Source organism: Clostridium sp. JNZ J1-5, assembly GCF_053901425.1.
The window spans coordinates 2,280,788-2,304,489 of record NZ_CM132773.1; the positions used below are offsets into that span (position 1 = coordinate 2,280,788).

Genomic DNA, 23,702 nt, shown 5'->3' on the forward strand with positions numbered 1-23,702 from the left:
ATGAATGCAATTACTTTCTTATTCTGCTTTCAAAATCCTTTTGTATTGCATGTAATCTTCTTGTACCATCTTCACGTTTTTGTCTTGCTTCATTTTCTATTTGTTTTGTTTCTTCAATACCTTGAACAATGGTTTGCCAAGTTTTTTCTAGAGTTTCAATTTGTATTGAACTTCCTGATGCAAGCTGAGCTGTTAATTTAGATTGAAGAGCAGTATTTTGTGCATTTCTAAGTAATAACTCATTTGTTTTTTCATCTAAAGCTGCCATAGCCTTAGCTTGAACTGCCTGCCTTTTTAATGTTATAGCTTGAGTTAAACATTGTTTAAATATAGGAATAGTTACAATAAATGCTGAGTTTATTTTTCTAACTAAATTGTAGTTTCCCTTTTGTATTAATTTTATTTGAGGCATTGTTTGAAGAGCTACATTCTTAGCTAATTCTAGATCATAAACTCTTTGTTCAAGCATTTCTAGCACTTGCATAGCGTTAGATAGATTTATTTGATCTATCTGTTCTGTAGAAGTTGCAGCTTTATTTTGAAGCTGTGGAAGTATATTAGTTTTAAAGTTTTCAATTACCATGTTACCAGCACAGATATGTTTTTCTAGTAATTCATAATAATCCATATTTTTATGGAACATTTCTTCTAGATTATTATTTGAAACATTTATTTCTGATTCATATTTTTTTAGTTGAACGTAAACCTTATCTATTTCACCACCCATAGTGTGATACTTTTGGAATAGAGCTTCTATAGAATCTTTAGCTTTCTTCATAAATTTAGAAAAGAATCCCTGTTTCTTTTCTTCAAAATCCTTTACGTCAAATTTGTCCATTATTTTATTAAGTTGTGTTAATAATACTCCTGAATCTTCAACGAAGGTTGTTTCTATTGTGTGTAGTATTTGATCTGCAAAGCTTGATATTTCTGTTGCTGTATCCTGACCAAAAGTCATAACTGAATCAACATTAGATACGTCAAGTTGTTTTGCAAGTGCAACAACTTCTGGGGAGTTTTTAATTTTTAGTGCTATTTCATTAGTTTCTTTTTCTAAATTAACACCCTCGTACTGCAACTCATTCATTGAGTTTGTATTGTTTAACATAAAAGTTCCTCCTCTTATTTAAAAAGATTAGACCAGAATGAACCGGGCTTTTCTTTGTTTTTACGAATAGAATTTAAATTTGGTATTTGAAGATCAAACTTAACATCTTCTAATTTGTGTGTATCATAGTAGTTTTCTTGAATTCTTTGCTCAATATTGTTATAGCTTGTTGGTGTAAATATAGCTATGTCGAATCCCATTAGGTTTAAAAAGGCTAAAATGATAGAATCTTCTTCGCTGAATATATCCTTAGTACTATCATAGATTAGAAGCTTAGGTATTTTAAATGGGTAATCAAATTTTTGAATTAGCTCTAATACGTTTGCATCTAAAGATAATATAGTCATAAGTATTTTAAGTCTAAATTCAGTATTCATAGAATTTTTAAATATAGGAAATCTTAGCAATTGATTTATCTTATCTATTATACCATTTTGAAGAGGCGTTTTTAAATAAGAAAACTTATAAAGTCTATGATTAAGTACATTTTCTTTATCAACTATACCATCTTTAAAACAGTACTCTAGGCTATACAAATCATATCTTGAGTAATTATCATTAATATAAGGTACTTTTGATATAAATAACAGATTATCTAGCTCTTTAAGTTCTTTAAATTCATTCCAGTAAGTATTCAAGTCACTGTGAACTCCACTTATTTTAGCAAAAATATTAGGAATATAGACAGTGCCAGCTTCTATTTTGAAGCCAGGGCGCATTCTGGCTTCTTCTTTCCATAATATCTTTAACTCATCGTAAGTTGTTTTAAGGGTAACTGGATGAGTTTTGTAGCCTTCAAATTGCCAAGATCTATATAGTCCATCATCTTCATTGTAAAGCACATTGCCTATTTCCATGGAAGCTTTAAAAGCAGCAGTTTCCTGTCTTATTATAATCTCTTCCTCAGGGAAGTCTTTTAAATCACTTGTTTCAGATAATATAATAACCCTTGAGAAATTTTCTTCACTATCAATTTCTGTAAATAGAGTATCCTCTTTAGAGTTTACATATAGAATGTCACATCCCATTAAAGAAAGGAAAATTAAAAAATATGCTTCATGCTTTTTTATATCTCCGTAATAGAGAACTTTTGGATTAAATATCTCGCCAGTGGAGTTTTTTAGATAATCAAACTTTTTAAATAAATTTGGCATATATTTATATATCCATATAAGTAGCTTTAAGACAAAGTTTTTAATCTTAGCATTATTTATTCCTGGTTCTTTAGTTAAGTACAGATTTAAAACTGTGCTAAAGTTCTTTATTATAGAGGAGTTTATTATTTCTTCTCTTAAATCATGGAAGGCTTTACATTCCACTAACATCTGCATTAGAAGGTCTCTATTTGAGGGGACAGTCCTCCAAATGTTAGAAGTTTTACTCACAAGTTCTGTATTAGTTTCTACTGGAAGATCACTTGTAAATTTTAAATATGATGAACCATATCTTTGTAACTGCTGATTAAGTTTATAGAGATCGTTATAGTATTCATCATGAGAATTTTTAATACCTATATATCTATAAAAGTAAATAGGAACTAAAGGCATAGGTTTCCCAATAAAGCCGCTTCGTTTATTTAAAGGAGCTACAAAATCTTTAAAAATATCTGTAGAAGTCTTACATATAGCACTTATAGAATTTTTATATTTATCTATATTAAAAGGCGTTATTGGTGGATTGTTTGTTGCATGGCTAATACCATTTGTTGTATTACTAATACCCGAATCAGGTGCTGCTTTTAGATTGCGTGGTAAACTATTAAAATCTAAACTTGATTTTTTAGGCATAACAAGTATTTTAGAGTGATGAGCTTCCTTATCTATTAAGCTGAATTCACCATCATCAGGTGAATTTATGTATAAAACATCACAACCAATTCTGGATAAGAAAATTAAAAAATATACTTCATGCTTTTTTATATCTCCGAAATAAATTACTTTTGGATTTATAATAGTTTCATTGCTGCTATCTTTAATATTAAAGTTTTTTACTAAGTTTGGAACAAATTCATTTATCCAATAGAGCAGCTTTAGGGTAAAGTTTTTAATTTTAGTTAGATTTACATTTGGTTCTTTTTTTAAATATAAATTTAACGTATAGCTAAAACTTTCCTCAATAGAGGAGTTAAGTAAGGAATGATTGACTTCAGGTAAAGATCCATTACCCTTAAATAGAGTAATTAAAGCTTCTACCTTGGTATTATTAAATGGTTCTAGATTACTTCTATTCCATACAAACTGGATTTTATCTACTAGCATAGGATTATTTTTAAATGGAATTTCAGATATAAATTTTAAATAAAGATCCTTAAAATCAGATAGCTCTTTATCTAAACTATTTAGCTTTTTATAGTAACTAGGGATATCGTTTTCTATACCTATAAGTCTATAAATATAAACTGGTACAATAGGGCTAGTTCCATTTATAAATCCAATTCTTTTATTTAGTGGTGTTTTTATATCACTAAATATGTCATTTGAATTTTTAAGAGAAGAATTTATAAATTTCCTTATATTAATCATTTATAATCATGCCTACTTTCAAATAAAGTGAACTTTAATATAGATAGATTAAAATTAATCTATATTTATAAAAGCACAGTCTGAATTTTCACTGACCATAACAATATTATACAGAATAAAGATGATAACTATCAACAGAATAAACTTCTTTAAATATTATAGTTTAATTTATAATGAAACATTTTACTGTTTTTTTACCTCTAATATTATATAAAATATTTAGGAGGTATAATTAATGAAGAAAATTGTTTCGCTTTTATTTACTTTAACCTTGTTATTAAGTATTTTTACAGTAACTGCTTTTGCTAAAGATAAAAAGGAATACTCTAAAGTTCCTACTAGCGGCACTCCAGCAAAATCAGTAAATGCTTCTGAAAAATCAAAAGATATGAATGATGTAGACTTTGAAATAGAGTCAGTAGTAGGAGCAGGAAGCATTATTAATTGGTATTGTGCTATTGCAGAGATATCCAGTGGACAGGTACTTGTTACTGGACTAACACAAGCTAACAGTTTAGTGGATGAAATAGGATATAGTCTTGTATTAGAAAGATGGTATGGATATGATTGGGTAAGTGTTAGTTCTTATTCAAACTATTCAAAAGATAATCTTAGAGTAACTACAAGCTATAGCAAGTATGTTGAGAAAAATGCTTACTATAGAGTTAGAGGGACACACTATGTTATAGAAAATGGGGTAAAAACTACAAAAGTTAGTGAATCTGAATATATATTTGTAGAATAAAATAATAAAATAAGCCCTACATACAGGGCTTATTTTAATTGTTTAATTATATTTATTATTTCTTCTTCATTAAGGCTACCTATAGAATCAATGTTAAACTTAAATCGATCATTAAACCAAACAGCTAAGGTAAAACTGCTATTGTCTGTTACAAGTTTTATATGTTCATTGTTTAAAGTAATATCTTTAATTATTGCATTATCATTAACATACATCTTTTCACTTAACTTAGGTGCAATTTCGCTTTGAGTTATAATTAGTATTTCGGTTTCACTTTTAGAATATATCTGTTCTATTTTTTTATGATCAGCTGGATCAATATATAACTTTACACTTTTAATATTGTAGCCCTTTGGAACATAAATAGGTTTTAATATATTGAAATTTACTTTTTTTTGAGCTTCATCTAAGGATAGATTCATTTCAATTAAATCACCTGTTTTGCCAGAATAATTTTTATTAGGAGTATTAGAAGAATTTTTTTGGATATCACTATTAGAAAAACTTACGCTTTTTGTATCATTTTTAAATTCTATATAGGATTTTACTAGATTAAATTTAAAAGCTCTCACTTGTGGAACCTCAGAAAGCAATGTAGCAGAGAATAAAACCACTAACAATACAGCTGTAAACCCTAAAGTTTTTCTTAAAATGAAAGTTTTATTTCTAGTTTTTTCTGTAGATTTTTCATTTACAGAAACCTCAAATCTATTAAGTATTTTATCAAGCTTGGGTATTTCAATATTATCAATGTCACTTATATTTTCTTTATTAGTTTCATAGGCATATTCTATAAGTTCATCTAATTTATCTTTTCGCATTATTTCATCTTCCTTTCCAAATTACTGTGAAGCTCAGTATTTTTAAAATAAGAATTCATAAGATATTTAAATAAGTATTTTTTGGCTCTCATATGTTTAACTCTTACAGTATTATGGTTAATATTTAAGGTGCAAGCTATTTCATCAAATGACATTCCTAGATAGTATCTTAAGTGAATAATGTCCCGTTGATCTGATTTTAATGAGTTAATTCCATTAACCATAACATCTGTAAGTTCCTTGGTGATTATTGTATCTTCTGGGAGAGTATATTCATCATCATCTAACAATTCTAATATAGGAGCTTCAGATGGAATTTCTCTCTTGTATTTTTTTATTACCTCTAGAGCTTTTCTCCTTGCAATTGTAAATATCCAAGGTTTAAATTTGTCTATATCCTTTAGAGAATGAAAGTTCTCATAGGCTTGTATTAAAGTTTCTTGCAGTATATCTTCAGATAAGTTTTTGTTTTTGACAATCAAGAATATAAATTTATATAAGTCCTTATATATAAGAGGGATTAACTCTTTAAATTGTTTCAGTTTTTCTTGTTCATTTTTTTTGTTGGATTTTGATTTAAACATCTTATATCTCCTTATTATGTGTTAATTTAATACAGTATTTGATATTATTATAATAAATATAAATACTATTAAATAATATCGACTATTCTAAAGATAAGTTAAACAGTTATGTTAAAAAATGTTATCGACTAAATGTTTTAGTTAAAGAGTAAGATATCTAAATGATTAGTGAATGAGAAATGGTATCTTTGACAATTTAAACAAGAAAATAAAAGAAATTTTGCAGATTTTTTCTTTGATGGATTTCTTATTGATTGGTATGTTCAATCAAGCATAAAGAAAGCTTTAAATAATGCTGAAAATTTGATGAGTAATGTTGAAGATATAGTTAACAGATTGAATAAAGAAAAAGGAATATTAGAAGAGAAGATTAATGCAATTAAAATAAAATTGTTGAGAATTTATAATAAAGAAGTTTTAGGGAGATAGTTAAATCTATTTCCCTAAAAGCATTTTGACTCCAACAATAATTATAAATAATCCAAAAGCTTTTTTCATTATCTCTATTGATAGTATATTTGCTATTTGAGCTCCAAATTTTGCTCCAATAAGCATGGCAAGACAAATGATTATTCCAGCTTTTATATCTACATTACCTTTTTTATAATACTGAAGAAATGCTAAAATTCCAACGGGAGGAAGCATAGCTACAATAGATGTTCCTTGAGCTCTTAATTGGGGAAAGTGCTTAAAGAATACTAGAGCAGGTATTATAATAATTGCGCCTCCTATTCCAAATAATCCGCTTAAAGTTCCTGCTATAAGTCCAATAATTATAAAGCTTAGAGCATTTAACATAGTTGCAACTCCTTTAAATATTGATTTAGTAGATTTTTTATATTTATATACAAATTTTTAATATAACATTTTAGTAAGGTATTATACTTTATCTATTTACATAATTATACTATCCAGCAAATCCTCTGTAAAGAATATGAAACTTTTTCTAGATTAAGGGATATTTTGCTTGAGCAAAACTTTTTCTGTGATATACTAGCATTAATTAGCTTAATGAATTTTTACAAAGGGGATGAGTTGATGTTTAATTTTAGAGTTCATCAAGAGCTGACATGCGCAGCAGAAGGAGAGGGACATTTTTTTGCTAGAGTAGGCGCAATGGTAGCATATCAGGGCAATTTTACTGCAGAGAAAGTACTATTAGATCCTAATCAAAATAGAAGTATTTTAAATTCAGTTATGAATTTAGCAGCAAGAAAATTAACTGGTGAAAATATACCTATAATGAAGGTTAATGGAAAAGGTACATATTATATGGCTCACGGAGCTGAACATATTAGCGTAATAAAGCTTCAGCAGGGACAAAGCATAGGAGTTGAGGGAGAAAACCTTCTTGCTTTCACCGAAGATTGTAAGTATGGAGTTAGGTTTATAGGCAGTGGTGTAATATCTCAGAAGGGTATGTTTACATCTAACCTTACTGGAATGGGACCTAATGCTCAAGTTGCAATAACTACTAATGGAAACCCAATAATACTTGAAACACCTTGTGTAGTTGACCCAGATGCAGTTATATGTTGGACAGGCCCTGATCCAAGTTTTAGAACAGATGTAAGTTGGAAGACATTTATAGGACAAACCTCAGGAGAATCTTACTTCCTTGAATTTAATAGTTATGGAGATATTGTTATAGTTCAACCAGCGGAAAGAGGCGGTGGAGTACATATAGGAATAGACTAGCATAGCTATGGGATAAAGGAGGGGAGATTTTAGTATGAGTTTAAACATTAATAATGAAAGTACAAATATTCGAAGAACCCAGCAAAGAAAATACGGAAGCTTATTAATAGACACTACTGTAAGAGAGGCTAAGGGAATTATAGACTTAACTATGCCTATAAATAAAATACAAAATAATCAAGGACTGTCCCCGGCAAATGGAGTATCAAAAGCTACAAGAACAGATAAAACTGTAGAACCGTCCCCAAGTATTCCTGGTAGTTCTCAAGCAGTATCCCAATCGAATGCTGTAATTAAGCCGAGTAAGGATGCTAGTATAAAAAATAGTATAAATACAAACCTTACGACTAAGCTTATGAGGGGACAGAAGGTAAGTGTAAATTCAAAAACACAAAATCTATCAAAACTTTTAATAGCTTTAGACTGGGATATAAAAAATATAGTAAATACAGAGTTTGAACTGGATACATCATTGTTTTTAGTAGATAAAAATGAGAATACTTCAGAAGAAAACTTTGTGTTTTATGGAAACCCTAGAAGTAAAGATGGAGGAGTTATAATTGATAAAGACCATAACTCAGGTTTAAAGAGGGCATATGATCAGGTTATACAACTAGATTTAAATTTAATTCCATCTAGTATAGAAAAATTAGCTGTAACTGTTACAGTGTATGAAGGAGATAAAAGGAGACAAAATTTTGGGCAAGTTACTAATGCATACTTTAGAGTTTTGGATGCCCAAAGCAGAATCGAACTTTTTAAATATAATTTTAATGAAGGTTTAAAATTTGAAACTGCCATAGTAGTTGCGGAGATTTATAGATATAAAGATGAATGGAAGATAAATCCCATAGGAAATGGATTTATAGGTGGCCTTAAAGCCTTATGCGATAACTATGGTATTGAAGCTGAATAAATTTTTTAAACTTAAAAAGCTTGTATGGATTAAAATTTCAACTTGATTTTAATCCATTTTTGGTTAAATAAGGAAGTAGCCGCTGTTTTTAATTTATGAGAACTGATATATAATATTATATATCACATATTTACTAATAAAATACAATAAAATAAAATAAGACGAAGGAGGAAAATGTATGAGATTGACTATTAAAACTCGTCTGTTTACTTGGTTTTTAGTGGTTTCAGTAATACCTCTGCTTTTAATTGGGGGCATAAGTTACTACTTTATTTCAAGTGAAATATCAAGACAAACAGAAGAAAAAGTTACAAGTGTTAATAACGGGATTAAAAATATGGTAGATACTCAGCAAAAGGTTTTATCCCTATGGTTGGATAGTGCAGCTGCATCTTTTTCTTACAAGCTTTCATCTCTTGGAGAAAGTAACTTTGATTACGGAAAGATGGTTGACTTAGCAGGGCATCGTATGCCTACATGGTACATAGGTAAGCAAGTAATAACAAATGATCATACTTTAGTTGATGAATTGATAGGTGAGGAAAATCTTCAAGCAACCATATTCATGCTTCATAAAAATGAATTTGTAAGAGTAAGTACAAATGTAAGAAAAAACGATGGTTCAAGAATAGTAGGTACCTTGATTAATTCAGGACCAGTTTACAATAAGATAATAAATGGACAGCAGTTCCACGGTAGAGCAAACGTTGAAGGAATATGGCAGGCAACTATATATAAGCCTATATTGGACAAGGAAGGCAAGCTAATTGGAGCCTTTGTTCTTGGAAGAAGAGAAAAAGAATACGAGATGATTGATGCTATAAAGAAAATTTCTATTGGTGAAAGCGGTTATGTTTTTATTACAGATTCTAATGGAAATGCTATTATTCACCCTTATATGAATGGTCAGAATATTATGGATTATCCCTGGGTAAAAGAAATTATTAAAAATAAAGAAGGAAAGATAAGATATGATTTTAATGGGCAGAAAAAGATAGCTTATTATACATATTATGAACCGTGGGACTGGTATATAATAACTGGTGGCAATGAGCATGAACTGTTTAGTACTAGAGATAAGCTTTATAAAATTATTCTCTTTGCTTTATTAACTGTTATAGGAGTAGCTCTTTTCATAGCCTATGTATTATCGAGATCTTTTTCTAAACCGATAATGGAACTTATGGGGGTCATGAAAGAAACACAGGATGGAGATTTATCTGGAAAACTAAATTATGTGTATAATGATGAATTTGGAGTCCTTAATAATACTTTCAATAATATGTTGAGTAATATTTCTATTCTAGTTGGGAGAATACTTTTTAACTCAGATAATTTAAAGGAAGCATCTAAAAGACTTAAGTTAGATATTACTCAGTCTGCAGATGCATTAAAAGGAATTGAAAATGGAGTTGAAAGTTTAAGTAATTATAAGCAGTTAACTTTGGTTGAAGATTCTAATAAGGTGAGCAGCATAAATATAAGAGAATATTATATTGAATGTATGCTTCAATGGATTAATGAATTAAGGCTTGAAATTGAGAACATTATAATAAATCAACAATATGAAGAGCTTGAAAACCTAAAACTTCAGCTTAGTGAAGTTGAAAATGTTGTGTTAAACTGTGGACAAGAAGATGACACTGATTCTGAAGAAGAGTTAGTAAATCAGTCAATTTCATATGAAGATAGGATTGATAACTTAAAAGTTGAAGTTGAAAAGTTAAAGTTATTGCTAAATAATATATCATCTTCTGGAGATATTCTTGATGATATTGCTTTAGAATTGGACAATCAGGTTAACATATTTAAAATTGATGATGTGAAGAAGTCACAGTAAAACTATGTCAATTATGATTTATCAAGGTGGTGTTTATATTGAAGCTAAAAGAAATTATGAATACTTCTTTTGAAGTATGCCCCCCTGAAGACACATTTGATATAGTTGCTGAAAAGATAAGTTTAAATAATAGGTCTTTTGTAATAGCTACTGACAGTAACGGAAAATATAAAGGTATTATAAAAGCATCAACTGTATTGCAGAATTTACTCGCTAATAAAAAAGTAAGCTTAGATAAATTAATAATACCTATAAAAGCCGTTCTAGAAAATGAAGATATATATCATCTAAAAAACGCTAAAATCAATCTAAGTATAGTGCCTGTAATTGATAGAAATAATAATGCAGTAGGATATATAAATTTAAAAAGCATAATAAGCAATATAGATAGTGAGAATTTAGAAAAGATACCATATATGCAAAATAGCAAAACAAGTCTTAAGTATATTACAAAGTATACTATTGATAATTATATAGGGGAAAGCAAACCGATTCTTCTTCTGAAGAAAAGAATATTAGCGGCTGCAAAAACAACTGCTACAGTTTTAATTATGGGTGAGACAGGAACTGGTAAGGAGCTTGTAGCTCACGCAATAACTAGTTTAAGCAGTAGGCGTCATCAGCCATTTATAAGGATAAACTGTGCTGCAATTCCAGAAAACCTACTTGAATCAGAATTATTTGGTTATGAAGAAGGTGCATTCACTGGTGCATTAAAAGGAGGAAGTAAAGGTAAGTTTCTTCAAGCTAATAGGGGGACAATTTTTCTTGATGAGATAGGTGATATGCCACTTTTCCTTCAAGCTAAAATCCTAAGAGTTCTTCAAGAAAGGGAAATTGAAAGGATTGGAGCCTCTTATCCCATACCTATAGATGTTAGAATAGTTGCAGCAACTCATGCTAATTTAATAGAGCTTGTAAAAGAAAATAAGTTTAGAAAAGATTTATTCTATAGATTAAATGTTATTCCGATAAATGTGCCGCCTCTTCGCCATCATAAAGAAGATATACATCTTCTGGTAGACTATTTTATTAATAAAATTTCAGATGAAATGGGAATTGAAAAGCCTATAGTGGATATATCATTCATAAAATCTCTTATGGCCTATGAATGGTCTGGAAACATTAGAGAACTATTGAATGTACTACAAATGGCGGTAAGCTTTTCAGATGGAATTTTAACAGATAAGGTAATGAAGGAGTATTTATCTATGAATGGTGTTGACATTGAGGATAGCAACGCAGATAACGACTTGAAGTCATTAACAGATGAAGTTGAAAAAAATAAAATAATAAAGGCTATGGAAAGCTTGGGAGGCAATAAAATAAAAGTAGCTAAATCGTTAGGGATATCTAGGAGTAATCTATATTATAAAATGAAAAAATATAATATTTAAATTAAAGTATCTAGAATTATTGATTATTTAAATAATCAATAATTCTAGATATTTTTTATATAAAATTTAATTTTGAAATCCAAAAATTAACACACTCTTTCAAAAATTAGAACAGTTTTTATTAATTACCTAAAAGGGAAATTTTATTTAAATTACTGATAATACTAAATTCTAAGATTTATTAGAAAGTTGGCACGTAAAGTGCATATTAGTTAATCAGAATGAAAACCAATGAAAATAATTACACAAAAACTAGTTTATCAAAAGTTAGTGGATTTTAAAGGGGGGGAGTCTAGCTGATTTAAAAAGGATTTACATTAAGCATAAATATACAAATATTTTTGGAGGTGTATGTAATAATGGTTTCTATTCAAACAGCACAAGAAGCAATAAAGAATATTAAAGATGGAATGTCTATAATGGTGGGAGGATTTTTAGGAGTTGGTTCTCCTCTTAATATGTTGGAGGAACTAGCAAGTTCGGGAGTTGAAAACTTAACACTTATACAACCTGTAGCATCATATCCAGGTGGAAATCATGATGTAGGAAAGCTTACAGCAAATAGACAAGTTAAAAAGTTTATAGGAGCACACATAGGAACTGATCCTGAAATTGGAAAGCAATATAATGAAGGAACACTAGAAGTTGAATTTAATCCTATGGGAACTTTAGCTGAAAGAATTAGAGCGGGCGGAGCTGGACTTGGAGCTATTGTTACTCCTACTGGATTAGGTACTGAAATTGAAGAGGGAAGAGAAAAAATAGTAATAGACGGAAAAGAATATTTACTTTATCCACCATTAAAAGCTGATGTAGCTTTAATAAAAGGATTTAGAGCTGATAAAGCTGGAAACATTGAGTATAGAGGTACATCAAAGGGAATAAATCCTATCATGGCAACTGCTGCAAATATAGTTATAGCAGAAGTAGATGAAATAGTTGAGATTGGTGAAATACCATACGACAATGTTGGAACACCTGGCATCTTTGTAGATATAGTTGTTCAAGGTAATACACTTGAAGAAAGACAACAGTATTTTGAAGAATTGTGGATAAAAGCTAAAAAAATAGTATAGAAAAATTATTATAGGAGGGACGGAAAATGGATAGTAGAGAAATAATAGCACGTAGAATTGCTAAAGAATTTAAATCAGGAATGGTGGTAAACCTTGGTTTTGGTATGCCTACACAATCAGCAAATTATCTTCCAAAAGGTATGGAAGTAATTTTGCAATCGGAAAACGGAGCTTTGAGTTTTGGTCCTAGTCCTAAGAGGGGAGAATCAGATCCGGATTTAGGAAATGCAGGAGCAGAGCCAATTACAATGTTACCAGGTTCATCTACTTTTGACTTAGCTACATCTTTTGCAATTATAAGAGGTGGACATGTGGATATGACTGTGCTAGGTGCTCTTGAAGTTGACCAAGAAGGAAATATTGCTAACTGGAAGATACCTGGAGCTTTTGTACCTGGAATGGGTGGAGCTATGGATCTTTTAGTAGGAGCGAAAAAGGTTGTAGCATCTTTAGCACATACAGACAAGAAGGGCAATTCAAAGGTATTGAAAAAATGTACTTTACCACTTTCAGCTGCAAAAGTTGTAGATATTATTATAACTGATAAGGCTGTCATGGAAGTTACTGATGAGGGACTTGTATTAAAAGAAGTAGCTCCAGGATTATCTGTTGATGAAGTTGTAAAGTGTACTGAAGCTGATTTAATAGTTCATAATGATGTTAAGGTTATGGAAATATAGAATTTTACTTTACCAAAATATAAAACCTACAATATAAAACCTCCTTGTGAATGGCTGCCCGAAGGCTTCCATCCACAAGGAGGTTTTTGATTTCAATTTATGCTTTATGTTGATTTGTGCTAACAGATTTATTTGCAGTTTGTTTCATTAAAGGCCATTTATCAAAGAAAGTATTTAAGTACAAGAATGGCATCATGAATAAGAATTGTCCGCCAATTAATCCTAAAGTAGGATATCCAAGGCCCATGTTATTATCTCCAAATGGTAGCATTTTATATGTTTTCATCCATATTAATCCTAATATAGTTCCAAGTATTATTACAATTGCAAGTCTTATCAGTACTCTTGTTCCTGGACTCTTAACCCTATCTTCTCCAGGATAATCGAAAAATTGATGATGCCATAATAGAGCTGTAGTAATAATAGATAAAACTAATGAAGTAATTACTAAATCTACAGGTGCTCCTTTAAGAAGATCCATAGGTTCAAGAATTATTCTCAAAGCGCCTCTTATTACAAATGCCATTACTAAAGATATAATAAGACCAACAAATCCTCTAGCAGGTTGTGATTTAGCAAATAATTTATAAGGATAACCCTCTCCGCCAATGGCCTGGAAAAGGAAAAGGAATATAAAGCACTGGCACCAAGCTAATACTGATGGGAAAGATCCCATAGGTTGAGAAACTGCTGCCACTCCACCTAATTGAAATTTTAAAAAGCTAGGTACAAACATTGCTACCCATACAATTATTGCAAAAACAGTACTTGTCATCATAGCGCCAAAACCATCCCAAGGAGGATCTATTCTTCCTGCAAATGGCCATTTGCCGAATAGTGCTACATAAGAAATTTGGCAAATAAGTACAGGCACTGCATAGAAGTTTGCTGCAGCCCATCCTTCTGTGGCAAGCTTTATTTCTTCAGCGGTTTTAGGCATTAACATAACTGCTAAGTTAAATGGCTTCCACCAAACTCCAATAAGGCCAACAAGGATAATCATTCCCACTACTCCTGAGAGAAAAGCTAAAACTGCGTACCGAAATCCAGCAATAGGTTGTTTTTTTGTTTTCGAATACTTACCGTAATTTCCAAATACTAGAGTAAACCAAACCCATGAGTTGATAGACATCCAGAAGAAAGTACCTTCCGTAACATCCTTAATATATTGGCTTCCTGCAGCAGGGTCAGCTTGTGATAATCCTACACTAGCTAAATTACTGATAATAGCTTTTGCGATAAGAGCCCATATTGGCCAAGTTATGCTAGCAAAGATAAGGACAAGAATAGATGCAACTAATCCACTAACTAGAGGATTTTTAAACCTTCTTTCTACAAGGTATTCCATTATAAAATCTCCTTTCAAATTAATAATTTGTTTTTTATGTGACAGATATGAAAAGTATTTTCATATTTGTCTTAGATTTATATATAAGCAAGTACCATTCCATTATTTAAATAGTGATTTTTTAATAGTTTTTTAGAATATTTATTAAAAAGGTGTGCTAATTTTTGGAAAAGAATGTGCTAATTTTTTTAAGGCTTAATTACAAATTTTAGTACAGTGTTAATCAGAATTTATTTTAAACAACAATTTTGAAAGAGTGAAAATAATATAAAGAGGATTCTTTGCTTCAGATGGAGTTTTTTTCTCCAACTGAAGGTTATTAACAGAATTCTTAGGAGTTTTACTCCTTAGAAGTCGTTATCCTTTAGGGTAAGCCCTTATCTAGGGACGTAGCAGCCGTTATCTCCCACTTTAGAAGTGGGAGTATTACGGCTGGTAGTCATCAGATAAATAAACATAGTTACCATTTAGGTTTATATTAATGAGATAAAAATACGAACATTAAGATTTTAAAATAGGTATAAAAGTGTTAGGCTTACAACACGTGGCAAAATATATAAGAAAAAAATAATTAAATGTTCGTCAAAATTATTGACTTTGATATATCCTTCTGTTACTATGTACAAGTGTCAAAAAATGAACATAATATCTTTATAACGAAAGAAGAAGGAGAAGTTTCATGGAGAAATTTTTTGCTTTAAAAGAAAATAACACAGATGTAAAGACAGAAGTGCTAGCTGGAATAACTACATTTATGACAATGGCATATATACTTATTGTAAATCCATCTATATTATCAGCAGCTGGCATGGACCAAGGTGCAGTATTTACTGCAACTGCTTTATCAGCTATAATTGCAACAGTGGTAATGGGATTATATGCAAAACTTCCATTCGCCTTAGCACCAGGTATGGGATTAAATGCATTCTTTGCTTTTACTATTGTTAAGCAGATGGGATATAGTTTTGAATTTGCTTTAACAGCAGTTTTATTAGAAGGAATTATATTTATATTTCTTACAATTTTTAATGTACGGGAAGCCATAGTTGATTCTATACCAAATAACATAAAAAAATCTATATCAGTTGGAATAGGTCTTTTTATAGCTTTTATAGGGCTAAATAATGCAGGGATTATAATTCATCCTGAAAATAACAGTACAATTGTAGCTCTAGGAAATGTTACCTCAGGTACAGCACTACTTGCGATTATAGGAATATTAATTACTGGATTTTTACTTGCTAAAAATGTAAGAGGAGCACTATTGATAGGTATTGTAGCTACTACAATCATAGGAATTCCAATGGGAATAACTGATCTTCCAAAAGCCATAGTAAGTGCACCACCATCATTAAGTCCTGTATTCTTTAAATTCCAATGGAATAATATATTTACTGTAGATATGGCTATTGCACTATTTACATTACTTTTTATGAATATATTTGATACGGTAGGAACTCTTGTTGGAGTTGCTACAAAAGCAAAAATGTTAGATGAAAATGGAAAAGTTCCAAATATAAAAAAAGCATTACTTGCAGATGCAGTAGGTACTACAGCAGGTGCGTGTCTTGGAACTAGTACAGTAATTACATTTGTTGAGAGTGCATCTGGTGTTGCAGAAGGGGGAAGAACAGGACTTTCAGCTATATCTTCAGCGGCAATGTTTGCTATAGCTTTATTCTTTTCACCTATATTTGCAATAATACCATCAGCTGCCACTGCTCCAGCATTAGTTTTAGTAGGACTATTTATGATGGAACCAATTAAAGAAATAGAATTAGTTGATTTTACAGAAGCTATACCAGCTTTCTTTACAATAATAATGATGCCTCTTTCTTATAGCATATCTGAAGGGATAGTGTTTGGAATAGTTTCTTATGTATTCTTGAAAGCATTAACTGGAAAAGCTAAAGAGGTTACAATACCTACTTATATAATAGGAGCATTATTTATATTGAAATTTTTTATATAAGAGTTTAGCAGAAAAGTGTAGGGACAGTCCTACACTTTTCTGAATAATGATTAGGCATTATATTTATATTCTCCATTTTCAGCTACAACAAAAAAGTCAGCATAGCTTATATGGAATATATCTTTATTTATTGAGGATACATCTATCTTAGTTTTTATTAGTTGAGCTAAAACTCCACAGTAAGATATATCTCCTTGAAGTACAGCTCCATATATAATTCCATTTTTATGAATTATTTTCTTGTATACTTTGTCACTTTCTATTATACGAACTTGATATGAACTATCTGGAGCATAAGTTACACCAAGAGATACAGTTTCAAGCCCAAAAAAATTCATTGTATTTTTAAATCCGAAATTATCATCTAGTATTCTTTTATTTCCTGTCATATTGTAAGCAGCAGTAATACCTTGTTTAACAGCAAGTGGCCAAATTCCAATTCTTCCACATACATCCCCAGCAGCGTATATGTCTTTAATTGAAGTCTCACATTTATCATTTATAATTATTCCTGTTTCGAATTGTATACCTGTATTGGTTAAAAAACTAATGTTTGGCTTAACGCCAGTGGCTACTATGGTCATACTACAAGGAATTTCTAAGCCGTTGTTTAATTTTAAAGCTTTAATGAACCCGTCATCTCCAATTACAGCTTCACTGACAGAGGTTTTAGTGTATATAGTAACTCCATGTTCTTTTAAAAGTTTTTCATAGCGAGAAGATGCTCTCTTATCAAGTTGAAGTTGAAGTATTCTATCGGACATTTCTACTATGCTAACCTTTAAGCCTCTTTCTAAAAGACCTACAGCAGCATCAATTCCTACAAGACCAGCACCAATAATTACAACTGATTCAGTATTTTCCACTCTCTTATCTATTCCAATGGCATCTTCTATATTTCTTAAAGTAAATACTCCTCTAGATTCCTTTAGATTCTTAATAGGAGGTATTGAAGCTGAAGCACCAGTTGCAATTAATAATTTATCATAATTAATTGGGCAGCCATCTCCAAAAACCACTTGTTTCTTATTTGTATTTATATTTATGACAGTTTTACCTTTTAACCATTCAATATGATGTTTTTCAAAGAAAGCTTCTTCAATAAATGATGTTTCTTCGACTCTTTTCTTTTTGCCTATTATATGATGAAGCATACATCTTGAGTATACTTTGTCATCTTTAGAGACTATTAATATTTTGGCGTCTTTATCAAGAGTTCTTATTGTTATAGCAGCATTTATTCCAGCAGCACTGGCACCCAATATAACGTAACGCATTATTCATCCACCTCCATTATATAAATTGCTTCCGTTGGGCAATTTTTAACACAGCTTGGGGTTGTCTGCTCAGCACACATATCACATTTTATAACTATCTTTTTATTTACCTCATCAGGTTTTAATACTCCGTAAGGGCAGGACATAACACACATAAAACAAGAAACACATTTTTTTTCATCATAATTTACAATGCCTGTTTTAGGATCTTTTGTCATAGCCCCGCTCATACAGGTTAGAACGCATTCTGGTTCTGTACAATGACGGCATAAGATAGGGCTTGGATGATTGTTTGAATCTAGTTCTATATGATTTCTGCTTTCATTTGATATATCTTCAAGATCTAAATCATATATAGAGTTACCTTTAGAGTTATGTGTACACATACAGGCTAGAGTGCAATTAAGACAACCTATGCATAAATCTTTATCTATCATTACTCTTATCATAATAAAGCATCCCCCATAACTTAATTTAAACCTAGGGCTTTTCTTTTGTTTATAATAATTTGTTCAAGTCTATCAGCAGCTTTTATTACATCATCCTCTAAAATAAGCTGTCCTCCTGTTAAATTAACAAGGTCTTCAGTTAATATTTTAGTTACAATCTTGCTTCCTGTAATATATGGTGGCTTTGCAAGGTGAAGGGATAGTCCTAAAGCAAGTTCAAAAGCACTATCAGCTAAAGCTTGTTCTTCAAGCCATTGAGGAGAGGATAATACTAGAGGTAATTGTGGCAGGTCTACCCCCAAGTACTTAGCAAGTTCAGTGGATACTGTCTCAAGTCTTCCAATAGCAAGACATGGTCCGAAGTTTAATACAGGTGGAATTCCTAAAGTCTCACACACTGATCTTAAACTGTTTCCGGCAAGAGAAGCTGCACTAGGTGACATAAGTCCTACATTTTCAAGCCCGCCGCTAGAACATCCTGCTGTTAGAACTATAATATCTCTTTTTATAAGTTCTTTTGTAAGCCCAACAGTAAATACATCATGTCCACCAGAAACAAGGCTGGAGCAACCAACTACTTCGGCTACACCTTTAATTTTCCCAGAAACTATGAGATCTATGAGAGGTTTCCAGCTTCCACCTAAGAGTTCTTTTAAAGATATTTCACTAACTCCTGTAATAGAGTCGTCATTACCATGATTTTTAGGAATATTAATTTTTACATTATTTCTTCTATTAAAGTAGCTTTTTATAGCTTCATCTATTATGTAACTTGTAATACTTTCTCTTTTATCATAAGAATACTCAATATATTCTGCATTTGATTTTTTAGCTACGTCATCTATGCATATCATTTTTACATTTAATTCCTTAGCGATAGGTTCTATTCCAGGAAGAGTGCAATTAAATTCAGAAACTATTAAATCAACAGCTCCTGTAGCAATTAAGGCTTCACTTGTGAAATTATTTCCAGAGTGTCCTGAGAACACTTCCTGGTAATGTTCACCCCTTAATTGCAAATCCTGACCTACACAAGTAGAACCTACAATCCTAAAGCCTTTAGCTCCAACGCTATTAGCTTTTTTTATTATATTTTCATCTATAAGGCTATCTTGAAGATGGCCTATCATAGAATGTTGATGTCCAGTTATTATTATATTTATATAGTCAGGATCAACTACTTTAAATCCAACCTTTGCAGTTCTTATTTTTGGTTCTCCAAGTATTACATCATTTAAAAGATTAGTTAAAGTAAGTCCATAAAGACCGGTTGAAATTCCGAGAGTTAAACAATTTAGAAGCATATTAACAGGGTCACTATTTAAGTTAGTGGAGCTTTTAACTGTTCCGTCAAAAACTTCTGATTTAGCTCCGCCGGGAAGTATATTTAAAGATTTCCAGTTTTCATAACGTGGGGGATAAGCCAGTTTTTCTACTAATTTCATTTTTTTAAATCTTGGCTTATATAAGTCATCAAGTATTTTATTGGCAACAAGAACTGCTTTTTTATGTAGATTATCTTCAGTTATTTCAAAAATTTCACCAAGTCTATTTAATGCTGCTTCTCCTTTAATTTCTCCTTTATTTTCTCCAGTGGATTTTAAATTCCAAGCAGCACTTTCTGCTACATGTATATAGCATCCAGATCCAGCAGCAACTGCGCGAAGAAAGTTCCTTGCAACCATTGTATCTGCATCTGCACCACATATTCCTCTTGGGGATTTTGGAGTTATTCTGCATGGGCCGTTAGCGCAAAGTCTACAGCAAACTCCTTGAAGACCAAAGCCGCATTTTATGGCTTGTGAATTTACTCTGTGATGAGAGGTTTCAAATTCTAATCCTGAGATAAAGTCTTGAAGTACTTTATCCGCTGATTGACAAGTTGTACAATTTAAACGGTTTGACATTATTATACCTCCTTAAAGTATACTAACTTGGTATATTTCGGAGCTAAGGTATACTAAATTAGTATACTTTAGCTCCGAAATATATCGGGTTTCCCCGATATATTTGTAAGCATATTACTTAATTAAATCTTTAAAGTTAATAGATTCTAGTTGTGAAACTAATTTATTTTGTGTAGAAACTAGAGCATTATGCACTTCGCATCGATTAGTGCGTTTTGCGTTGCAGTGTTTAGGGTCATAAATACACCTATTCATATATATAGGTCCATCTACTGCAACTATTACGTCTTTAAAAGTAATATCTTCTGGATATTTATTAAGTGTATATCCACCGTTAACTCCTCTATAAGAATCTACTATACCAGCTTGTTTTAGCTTTCTAAGTAATTTTAATAGAAATCTAATTGGAACGTGTTCATGTTCAGCTATATGCTTAGCTTCTATTTTCTCACCATATCCCAGCTTACATAAGTACAGAACAACTCTTAGAGCGTAATCAGCTTCTTGGGTAATTCTCATTTTTATTCTCCTATAAATATAAAGTATACCTATTTGGTTAACTTTTAATATACTACTATACTGCTATGTTGTCAACAAAATCATAACAAAGTTATGCATAAAATTTAAAATTAGTTAATAATCGGTAGTCTATCTGATATTATATAATTATAGATATATTATTGGTTATTAAGATTAAATATAGTCATTTCCTAAGGATGACAGTATGGAGGGGAAAATGAGATTTTTTAACAATTTATCAGTAAAAGATAAAAAAAGAATTTTTTATAAAGAACCATCAGATATAACTAAAAGTACTTCTAGAGATTATTTATCTTTTGCATTAGGAGCTACACTTTATATGCCCGCATTAAAGGATGATATAAAAGATATAATATTGAACAATAAGTATAAACAATTAACTTCTCTAGTGATCTGTCTTGAAGATTCAATACCCGAAGACAAAGTGGAAGAAGCAGAAAAAAATCTATTTAAAGTTTTAGGCGAAATTAATACCTGTATAGAAGAAAAAAAATGTAATGAGGAAGAGTTCCCATTAATTTTTGTTAGAGTTAGAGATGAAAATCAGTTTAAGAATTTTCTTAGTAAAAGAGAACTTTTTAATCCTGTAGCTGGATTTTGTTTTCCTAAATTCAATTCAGATAATGGACAAGAGTATTTAAACATTTTAAGTAAGTTTAATAAAGATGCTCCTTCTATATTATATGGAATGCCTATATTAGAAAGTGAAGGAATTGTTTATAAAGAAACAAGAATGGAAGAATTGATAAGAATTAAACAAATTCTTGATTCGCATAAGGATATGATTTTAAATGTACGTATAGGTGGTACTGATCTTTTAGGGCTTTATTCTATAAGACGGCAGATGGATAATAGCATATATGATATAGGAGTAATAAAAGACTGCATTTCAGATATTATAAATATGTTTAGTAGAGCTGAAAGTGAATATATAATATCTGGACCTGTTTGGGAGTACTTTAATAGTAATCCAGGAAACAGAATATTAAAACCTCAATTAAGGCAGAGTCCTTTTGTTGAACACCTAGGCAAGGGTGGGCTTAAAAAGAGAGAGTATTACCTAGAAAAATGTATTGATGGTCTTATTAAAGAAGTAGTTTTGGACAAGGCTAATGGGCTTATTGGAAAGACTATAATCCATCCAACACATATTTCTGTAGTAAATGCTTTATATGTGGTTACAAAGGAAGAATATGAAGATGCATTAGCTATTATAGAACCTGATAAGAGAGGGGCTTATAAGAGCAGGTATAACAATAAGATGAATGAAGCAAACCCGCATTTTAATTGGGCTAATAAAATTTTGAAAAGAGCTCATGTATATGGTGTATTTAATGAGGATTTAAACTGTATTGATTTGTTCTAGAAGGAGGGCAATATGAAAAAGACATTAACAGTTTTAGAGCAAGTTGCTGTAGATGTTGAAGTTTCAGAAAATCCATTTAATTTTGAATTACAAGATTTATTTCTAGTGGCAGCTAGAAATAATACCAAAAGAGCTTTTTTATTTGTAAGTAAGCTTCTTGGCAAACATATACCTGTAAATCCTAAGAAGGCTATTTTAACAGGTAGATTGCTTGGATTTCTAATAAATGAAAAGATTAAACTTGGGGGACGGGTCTACAACATTAGTTTACTTGCACAAGCTTTAAAGTATGGCAAATATATTGATAGTGCTTTAGATTATGCTAAAGAAAATTTGATTACTCTTCATGAACCTACATTATTTATAGGTTTTGCTGAAACAGCTACAGCTTTAGGGAATAGTGTTTTTTCACAGTTTTATGGAGAGGATATATTTTATATACACACTACAAGAGATGATTTAATAGAGTGTACTTCTGTATTTAATTTTGAAGAAGAACATTCCCATGCAACCAGCCATTTTTGCTATCCTCTTAAAGGAGAGTTATTAAAAAATTATAAAAGAATTGTACTGGTAGATGATGAAATTACTACAGGAAAAACCGCTTTGAATCTTATAAAAGCAATAAATAATAAATATCCTGGAAAAGAATATATAGTAGTTTCTATACTAGACTGGAGAAGAAATAAGCATATTGAAGAGTATAAGAGCTTGGAGAAAGAATTAGAGGTTAAAATCCATGAAGTATGTCTATTAGATGGAGAGGCTACATGCAATAGTCCTTCTATAAAAGATATAGAAATACAGTATCAAAACAATGAGGGTGCTTTATATAATAAAAATGTATATGAAGAATATTATGAAAACGGAAATTTATACAAAGCAGACTGTAAATATAAAGGACAGGAGAAAAGTGATAATCAGGTTTTAGTAAAAAACCATCTAATTCATTGGCAGCAGTATAGAAATTTTACTAGAAATTTATCTGATGGTAAATTAAAGAATTATAATTATTTGAATTTTAGTGGAAGATTTGGATTAACACCAGAGGAAATGAATTGCATTGAAAGATATGTGGATAATACAATAGATATTTTAGGAACCTTCCATAGTGAAACTCTTGTACTTGGTACAGAGGAGTTCATGTATATACCTATGTTAATTGCATCTAAGATACCAGGAGCTATGTACCAATCAACTACAAGAAGCCCAATTTATACTAGCCATGGAGATGAATATGGTGTTCAATGCGCAGCTATTTTTAGAAATCCTTTTGATAAAGGGGTAACTAATTATGTTTATAATATAAAAAAAGGAACTTACAAAGAAGTGCTGTTTATTACAGAAAGGGAAGTTGATAAAGAGAGTAAAGACGAATTAATTAGACTGTTTACAGCATTGAATATTGGTAAGATAAATTTTGTTTGTTTCCTAAGAAACTGATGAAGAGGTGTTC

The 23,702-nt window shown here is 30.7% G+C and carries 21 protein-coding genes; 11 read left to right on the forward strand and 10 right to left on the reverse strand.

The window, feature by feature from the left end:
- Positions 1-10 precede the first annotated feature (10 nt).
- Positions 11-1,108 carry a toxic anion resistance protein gene (locus ACWW38_RS11125; protein ID WP_456257620.1) on the reverse strand — a complete coding sequence of 366 codons (1,098 nt, stop codon included), beginning with the start codon at positions 1,106-1,108 and terminating at the stop codon, positions 11-13.
- A gap of 14 nt (positions 1,109-1,122) precedes the next feature.
- On the reverse strand, positions 1,123-3,630 hold the full coding sequence (locus tag ACWW38_RS11130; RefSeq protein ID WP_456257621.1) for a YceG family protein: 2,508 nt from the start codon (positions 3,628-3,630) through the stop codon (positions 1,123-1,125).
- A 235-nt stretch (positions 3,631-3,865) separates the two neighbouring features.
- Between ACWW38_RS11130 and ACWW38_RS11135 the strand changes: the two genes are divergently transcribed.
- Positions 3,866-4,375, forward strand: coding sequence for a hypothetical protein (locus ACWW38_RS11135; RefSeq protein WP_456257622.1), 510 nt, complete (start codon positions 3,866-3,868; stop codon positions 4,373-4,375).
- A 29-nt stretch (positions 4,376-4,404) separates the two neighbouring features.
- Here the strand turns inward: ACWW38_RS11135 and ACWW38_RS11140 are convergent, their stop codons facing one another.
- Both ACWW38_RS11140 and ACWW38_RS11145 read right to left on the reverse strand, forming a co-directional pair.
- Positions 4,405-5,196 (reverse strand): DUF4367 domain-containing protein, encoded by a 792-nt coding sequence (locus tag ACWW38_RS11140; protein ID WP_456257623.1) that lies wholly within the window; start codon positions 5,194-5,196, stop codon positions 4,405-4,407.
- Positions 5,196-5,780 carry an RNA polymerase sigma factor gene (locus ACWW38_RS11145; RefSeq protein WP_456257624.1) on the reverse strand — a complete coding sequence of 195 codons (585 nt, stop codon included), beginning with the start codon at positions 5,778-5,780 and terminating at the stop codon, positions 5,196-5,198. The genes ACWW38_RS11140 and ACWW38_RS11145 overlap by 1 nt, the downstream gene beginning before the upstream one ends.
- Positions 5,781-6,086: 306 nt before the next feature.
- Here ACWW38_RS11145 and ACWW38_RS11150 point away from each other — a divergent pair, with 306 nt between their 5' ends.
- Positions 6,087-6,209 (forward strand): hypothetical protein, encoded by a 123-nt coding sequence (locus tag ACWW38_RS11150; RefSeq protein ID WP_456257625.1) that lies wholly within the window; start codon positions 6,087-6,089, stop codon positions 6,207-6,209.
- A gap of 6 nt (positions 6,210-6,215) precedes the next feature.
- On the opposite strand, the gene ACWW38_RS11155 is transcribed toward ACWW38_RS11150, so the two are convergent.
- Positions 6,216-6,578, reverse strand: a complete 363-nt coding sequence (locus ACWW38_RS11155; protein ID WP_456257626.1) for a TSUP family transporter — start codon at positions 6,576-6,578, stop codon at positions 6,216-6,218.
- 240 nt (positions 6,579-6,818) lie between these two features.
- On the opposite strand from ACWW38_RS11155, the gene ACWW38_RS11160 reads away from it, so the two are divergent.
- The 6 genes from ACWW38_RS11160 to ACWW38_RS11185 all read left to right on the forward strand — a co-directional run bounded on the left by ACWW38_RS11160 (position 6,819) and on the right by ACWW38_RS11185 (position 13,387).
- Complete coding sequence (locus ACWW38_RS11160; protein WP_456257627.1) at positions 6,819-7,478, forward strand: AIM24 family protein; 660 nt, start codon at positions 6,819-6,821, stop codon at positions 7,476-7,478.
- 34 nt (positions 7,479-7,512) lie between these two features.
- The gene (locus ACWW38_RS11165) at positions 7,513-8,394 is read left to right on the forward strand and encodes a TerD family protein (RefSeq protein WP_456257628.1); all 882 of its coding nucleotides are present in this window, start codon (positions 7,513-7,515) and stop codon (positions 8,392-8,394) included.
- A 178-nt stretch (positions 8,395-8,572) separates the two neighbouring features.
- Positions 8,573-10,234 carry a Cache 3/Cache 2 fusion domain-containing protein gene (locus ACWW38_RS11170; protein ID WP_456257629.1) on the forward strand — a complete coding sequence of 554 codons (1,662 nt, stop codon included), beginning with the start codon at positions 8,573-8,575 and terminating at the stop codon, positions 10,232-10,234.
- A 38-nt stretch (positions 10,235-10,272) separates the two neighbouring features.
- Positions 10,273-11,631: a sigma 54-interacting transcriptional regulator gene (locus tag ACWW38_RS11175; protein ID WP_456257630.1), complete on the forward strand. Its 1,359-nt coding sequence runs from the start codon at positions 10,273-10,275 to the stop codon at positions 11,629-11,631.
- Positions 11,632-11,990: 359 nt separating this feature from the next.
- Positions 11,991-12,707: a CoA transferase subunit A gene (locus tag ACWW38_RS11180; RefSeq protein ID WP_456257631.1), complete on the forward strand. Its 717-nt coding sequence runs from the start codon at positions 11,991-11,993 to the stop codon at positions 12,705-12,707.
- Between the two features lie 26 nt (positions 12,708-12,733).
- A complete protein-coding gene (locus ACWW38_RS11185) occupies positions 12,734-13,387 on the forward strand; it encodes a 3-oxoacid CoA-transferase subunit B (RefSeq protein WP_456257632.1) in 654 nt (217 codons plus the stop codon).
- Positions 13,388-13,484: 97 nt separating this feature from the next.
- Here the strand turns inward: ACWW38_RS11185 and ACWW38_RS11190 are convergent, their stop codons facing one another.
- Positions 13,485-14,735, reverse strand: a complete 1,251-nt coding sequence (locus ACWW38_RS11190) for a hypothetical protein (protein ID WP_456257633.1) — start codon at positions 14,733-14,735, stop codon at positions 13,485-13,487.
- A 679-nt stretch (positions 14,736-15,414) separates the two neighbouring features.
- Between ACWW38_RS11190 and ACWW38_RS11195 the strand changes: the two genes are divergently transcribed.
- Positions 15,415-16,707 (forward strand): NCS2 family permease, encoded by a 1,293-nt coding sequence (locus ACWW38_RS11195; protein WP_456257634.1) that lies wholly within the window; start codon positions 15,415-15,417, stop codon positions 16,705-16,707.
- 50 nt (positions 16,708-16,757) lie between these two features.
- Here the strand turns inward: ACWW38_RS11195 and ACWW38_RS11200 are convergent, their stop codons facing one another.
- The 4 genes from ACWW38_RS11200 to ACWW38_RS11215 all read right to left on the reverse strand — a co-directional run bounded on the left by ACWW38_RS11200 (position 16,758) and on the right by ACWW38_RS11215 (position 20,859).
- Positions 16,758-17,984 (reverse strand): NAD(P)/FAD-dependent oxidoreductase, encoded by a 1,227-nt coding sequence (locus ACWW38_RS11200; RefSeq protein ID WP_456257635.1) that lies wholly within the window; start codon positions 17,982-17,984, stop codon positions 16,758-16,760.
- Positions 17,984-18,433: a 4Fe-4S dicluster domain-containing protein gene (locus ACWW38_RS11205; protein WP_456257636.1), complete on the reverse strand. Its 450-nt coding sequence runs from the start codon at positions 18,431-18,433 to the stop codon at positions 17,984-17,986. Before ACWW38_RS11205 ends, ACWW38_RS11200 begins: the two co-directional genes overlap by 1 nt.
- 20 nt (positions 18,434-18,453) lie before the next feature.
- On the reverse strand, positions 18,454-20,340 hold the full coding sequence (cooS, locus tag ACWW38_RS11210) for an anaerobic carbon-monoxide dehydrogenase catalytic subunit (protein ID WP_456257637.1): 1,887 nt from the start codon (positions 20,338-20,340) through the stop codon (positions 18,454-18,456).
- Between the two features lie 114 nt (positions 20,341-20,454).
- Positions 20,455-20,859 (reverse strand): RrF2 family transcriptional regulator, encoded by a 405-nt coding sequence (locus tag ACWW38_RS11215; RefSeq protein ID WP_456257638.1) that lies wholly within the window; start codon positions 20,857-20,859, stop codon positions 20,455-20,457.
- A gap of 217 nt (positions 20,860-21,076) precedes the next feature.
- Between ACWW38_RS11215 and ACWW38_RS11220 the strand changes: the two genes are divergently transcribed.
- Together ACWW38_RS11220 and ACWW38_RS11225 are read left to right on the forward strand one after the other, a co-directional pair.
- Positions 21,077-22,246, forward strand: coding sequence for an HpcH/HpaI aldolase/citrate lyase family protein (locus ACWW38_RS11220; RefSeq protein WP_456257639.1), 1,170 nt, complete (start codon positions 21,077-21,079; stop codon positions 22,244-22,246).
- Positions 22,247-22,258: 12 nt separating this feature from the next.
- Positions 22,259-23,689 (forward strand): phosphoribosyltransferase family protein, encoded by a 1,431-nt coding sequence (locus ACWW38_RS11225; protein ID WP_456257640.1) that lies wholly within the window; start codon positions 22,259-22,261, stop codon positions 23,687-23,689.
- Positions 23,690-23,702: the final 13 nt, after the last annotated feature.

What these genes read in the sequence shown, in the direction of transcription:
- ACWW38_RS11125 (WP_456257620.1), bottom strand. Translation starts at nt 1,108, where the DNA reads ATGTTAAACAATACAAACTCAATGAATGAGTTGCAGTACGAGGGTGTT.
- ACWW38_RS11130 (WP_456257621.1), bottom strand. Translation starts at nt 3,630, where the DNA reads ATGATTAATATAAGGAAATTTATAAATTCTTCTCTTAAAAATTCAAAT.
- ACWW38_RS11135 (WP_456257622.1), top strand. Translation starts at nt 3,866, where the DNA reads ATGAAGAAAATTGTTTCGCTTTTATTTACTTTAACCTTGTTATTAAGT.
- ACWW38_RS11140 (WP_456257623.1), bottom strand. Translation starts at nt 5,196, where the DNA reads ATGCGAAAAGATAAATTAGATGAACTTATAGAATATGCCTATGAAACT.
- ACWW38_RS11145 (WP_456257624.1), bottom strand. Translation starts at nt 5,780, where the DNA reads ATGTTTAAATCAAAATCCAACAAAAAAAATGAACAAGAAAAACTGAAA.
- ACWW38_RS11150 (WP_456257625.1), top strand. Translation starts at nt 6,087, where the DNA reads ATGAGTAATGTTGAAGATATAGTTAACAGATTGAATAAAGAAAAAGGA.
- ACWW38_RS11155 (WP_456257626.1), bottom strand. Translation starts at nt 6,578, where the DNA reads ATGTTAAATGCTCTAAGCTTTATAATTATTGGACTTATAGCAGGAACT.
- ACWW38_RS11160 (WP_456257627.1), top strand. Translation starts at nt 6,819, where the DNA reads ATGTTTAATTTTAGAGTTCATCAAGAGCTGACATGCGCAGCAGAAGGA.
- ACWW38_RS11165 (WP_456257628.1), top strand. Translation starts at nt 7,513, where the DNA reads ATGAGTTTAAACATTAATAATGAAAGTACAAATATTCGAAGAACCCAG.
- ACWW38_RS11170 (WP_456257629.1), top strand. Translation starts at nt 8,573, where the DNA reads ATGAGATTGACTATTAAAACTCGTCTGTTTACTTGGTTTTTAGTGGTT.
- ACWW38_RS11180 (WP_456257631.1), top strand. Translation starts at nt 11,991, where the DNA reads ATGGTTTCTATTCAAACAGCACAAGAAGCAATAAAGAATATTAAAGAT.
- ACWW38_RS11185 (WP_456257632.1), top strand. Translation starts at nt 12,734, where the DNA reads ATGGATAGTAGAGAAATAATAGCACGTAGAATTGCTAAAGAATTTAAA.
- ACWW38_RS11190 (WP_456257633.1), bottom strand. Translation starts at nt 14,735, where the DNA reads ATGGAATACCTTGTAGAAAGAAGGTTTAAAAATCCTCTAGTTAGTGGA.
- ACWW38_RS11195 (WP_456257634.1), top strand. Translation starts at nt 15,415, where the DNA reads ATGGAGAAATTTTTTGCTTTAAAAGAAAATAACACAGATGTAAAGACA.
- ACWW38_RS11200 (WP_456257635.1), bottom strand. Translation starts at nt 17,984, where the DNA reads ATGCGTTACGTTATATTGGGTGCCAGTGCTGCTGGAATAAATGCTGCT.
- ACWW38_RS11205 (WP_456257636.1), bottom strand. Translation starts at nt 18,433, where the DNA reads ATGATAAGAGTAATGATAGATAAAGATTTATGCATAGGTTGTCTTAAT.
- cooS (WP_456257637.1), bottom strand. Translation starts at nt 20,340, where the DNA reads ATGTCAAACCGTTTAAATTGTACAACTTGTCAATCAGCGGATAAAGTA.
- ACWW38_RS11215 (WP_456257638.1), bottom strand. Translation starts at nt 20,859, where the DNA reads ATGAGAATTACCCAAGAAGCTGATTACGCTCTAAGAGTTGTTCTGTAC.
- ACWW38_RS11220 (WP_456257639.1), top strand. Translation starts at nt 21,077, where the DNA reads ATGAGATTTTTTAACAATTTATCAGTAAAAGATAAAAAAAGAATTTTT.
- ACWW38_RS11225 (WP_456257640.1), top strand. Translation starts at nt 22,259, where the DNA reads ATGAAAAAGACATTAACAGTTTTAGAGCAAGTTGCTGTAGATGTTGAA.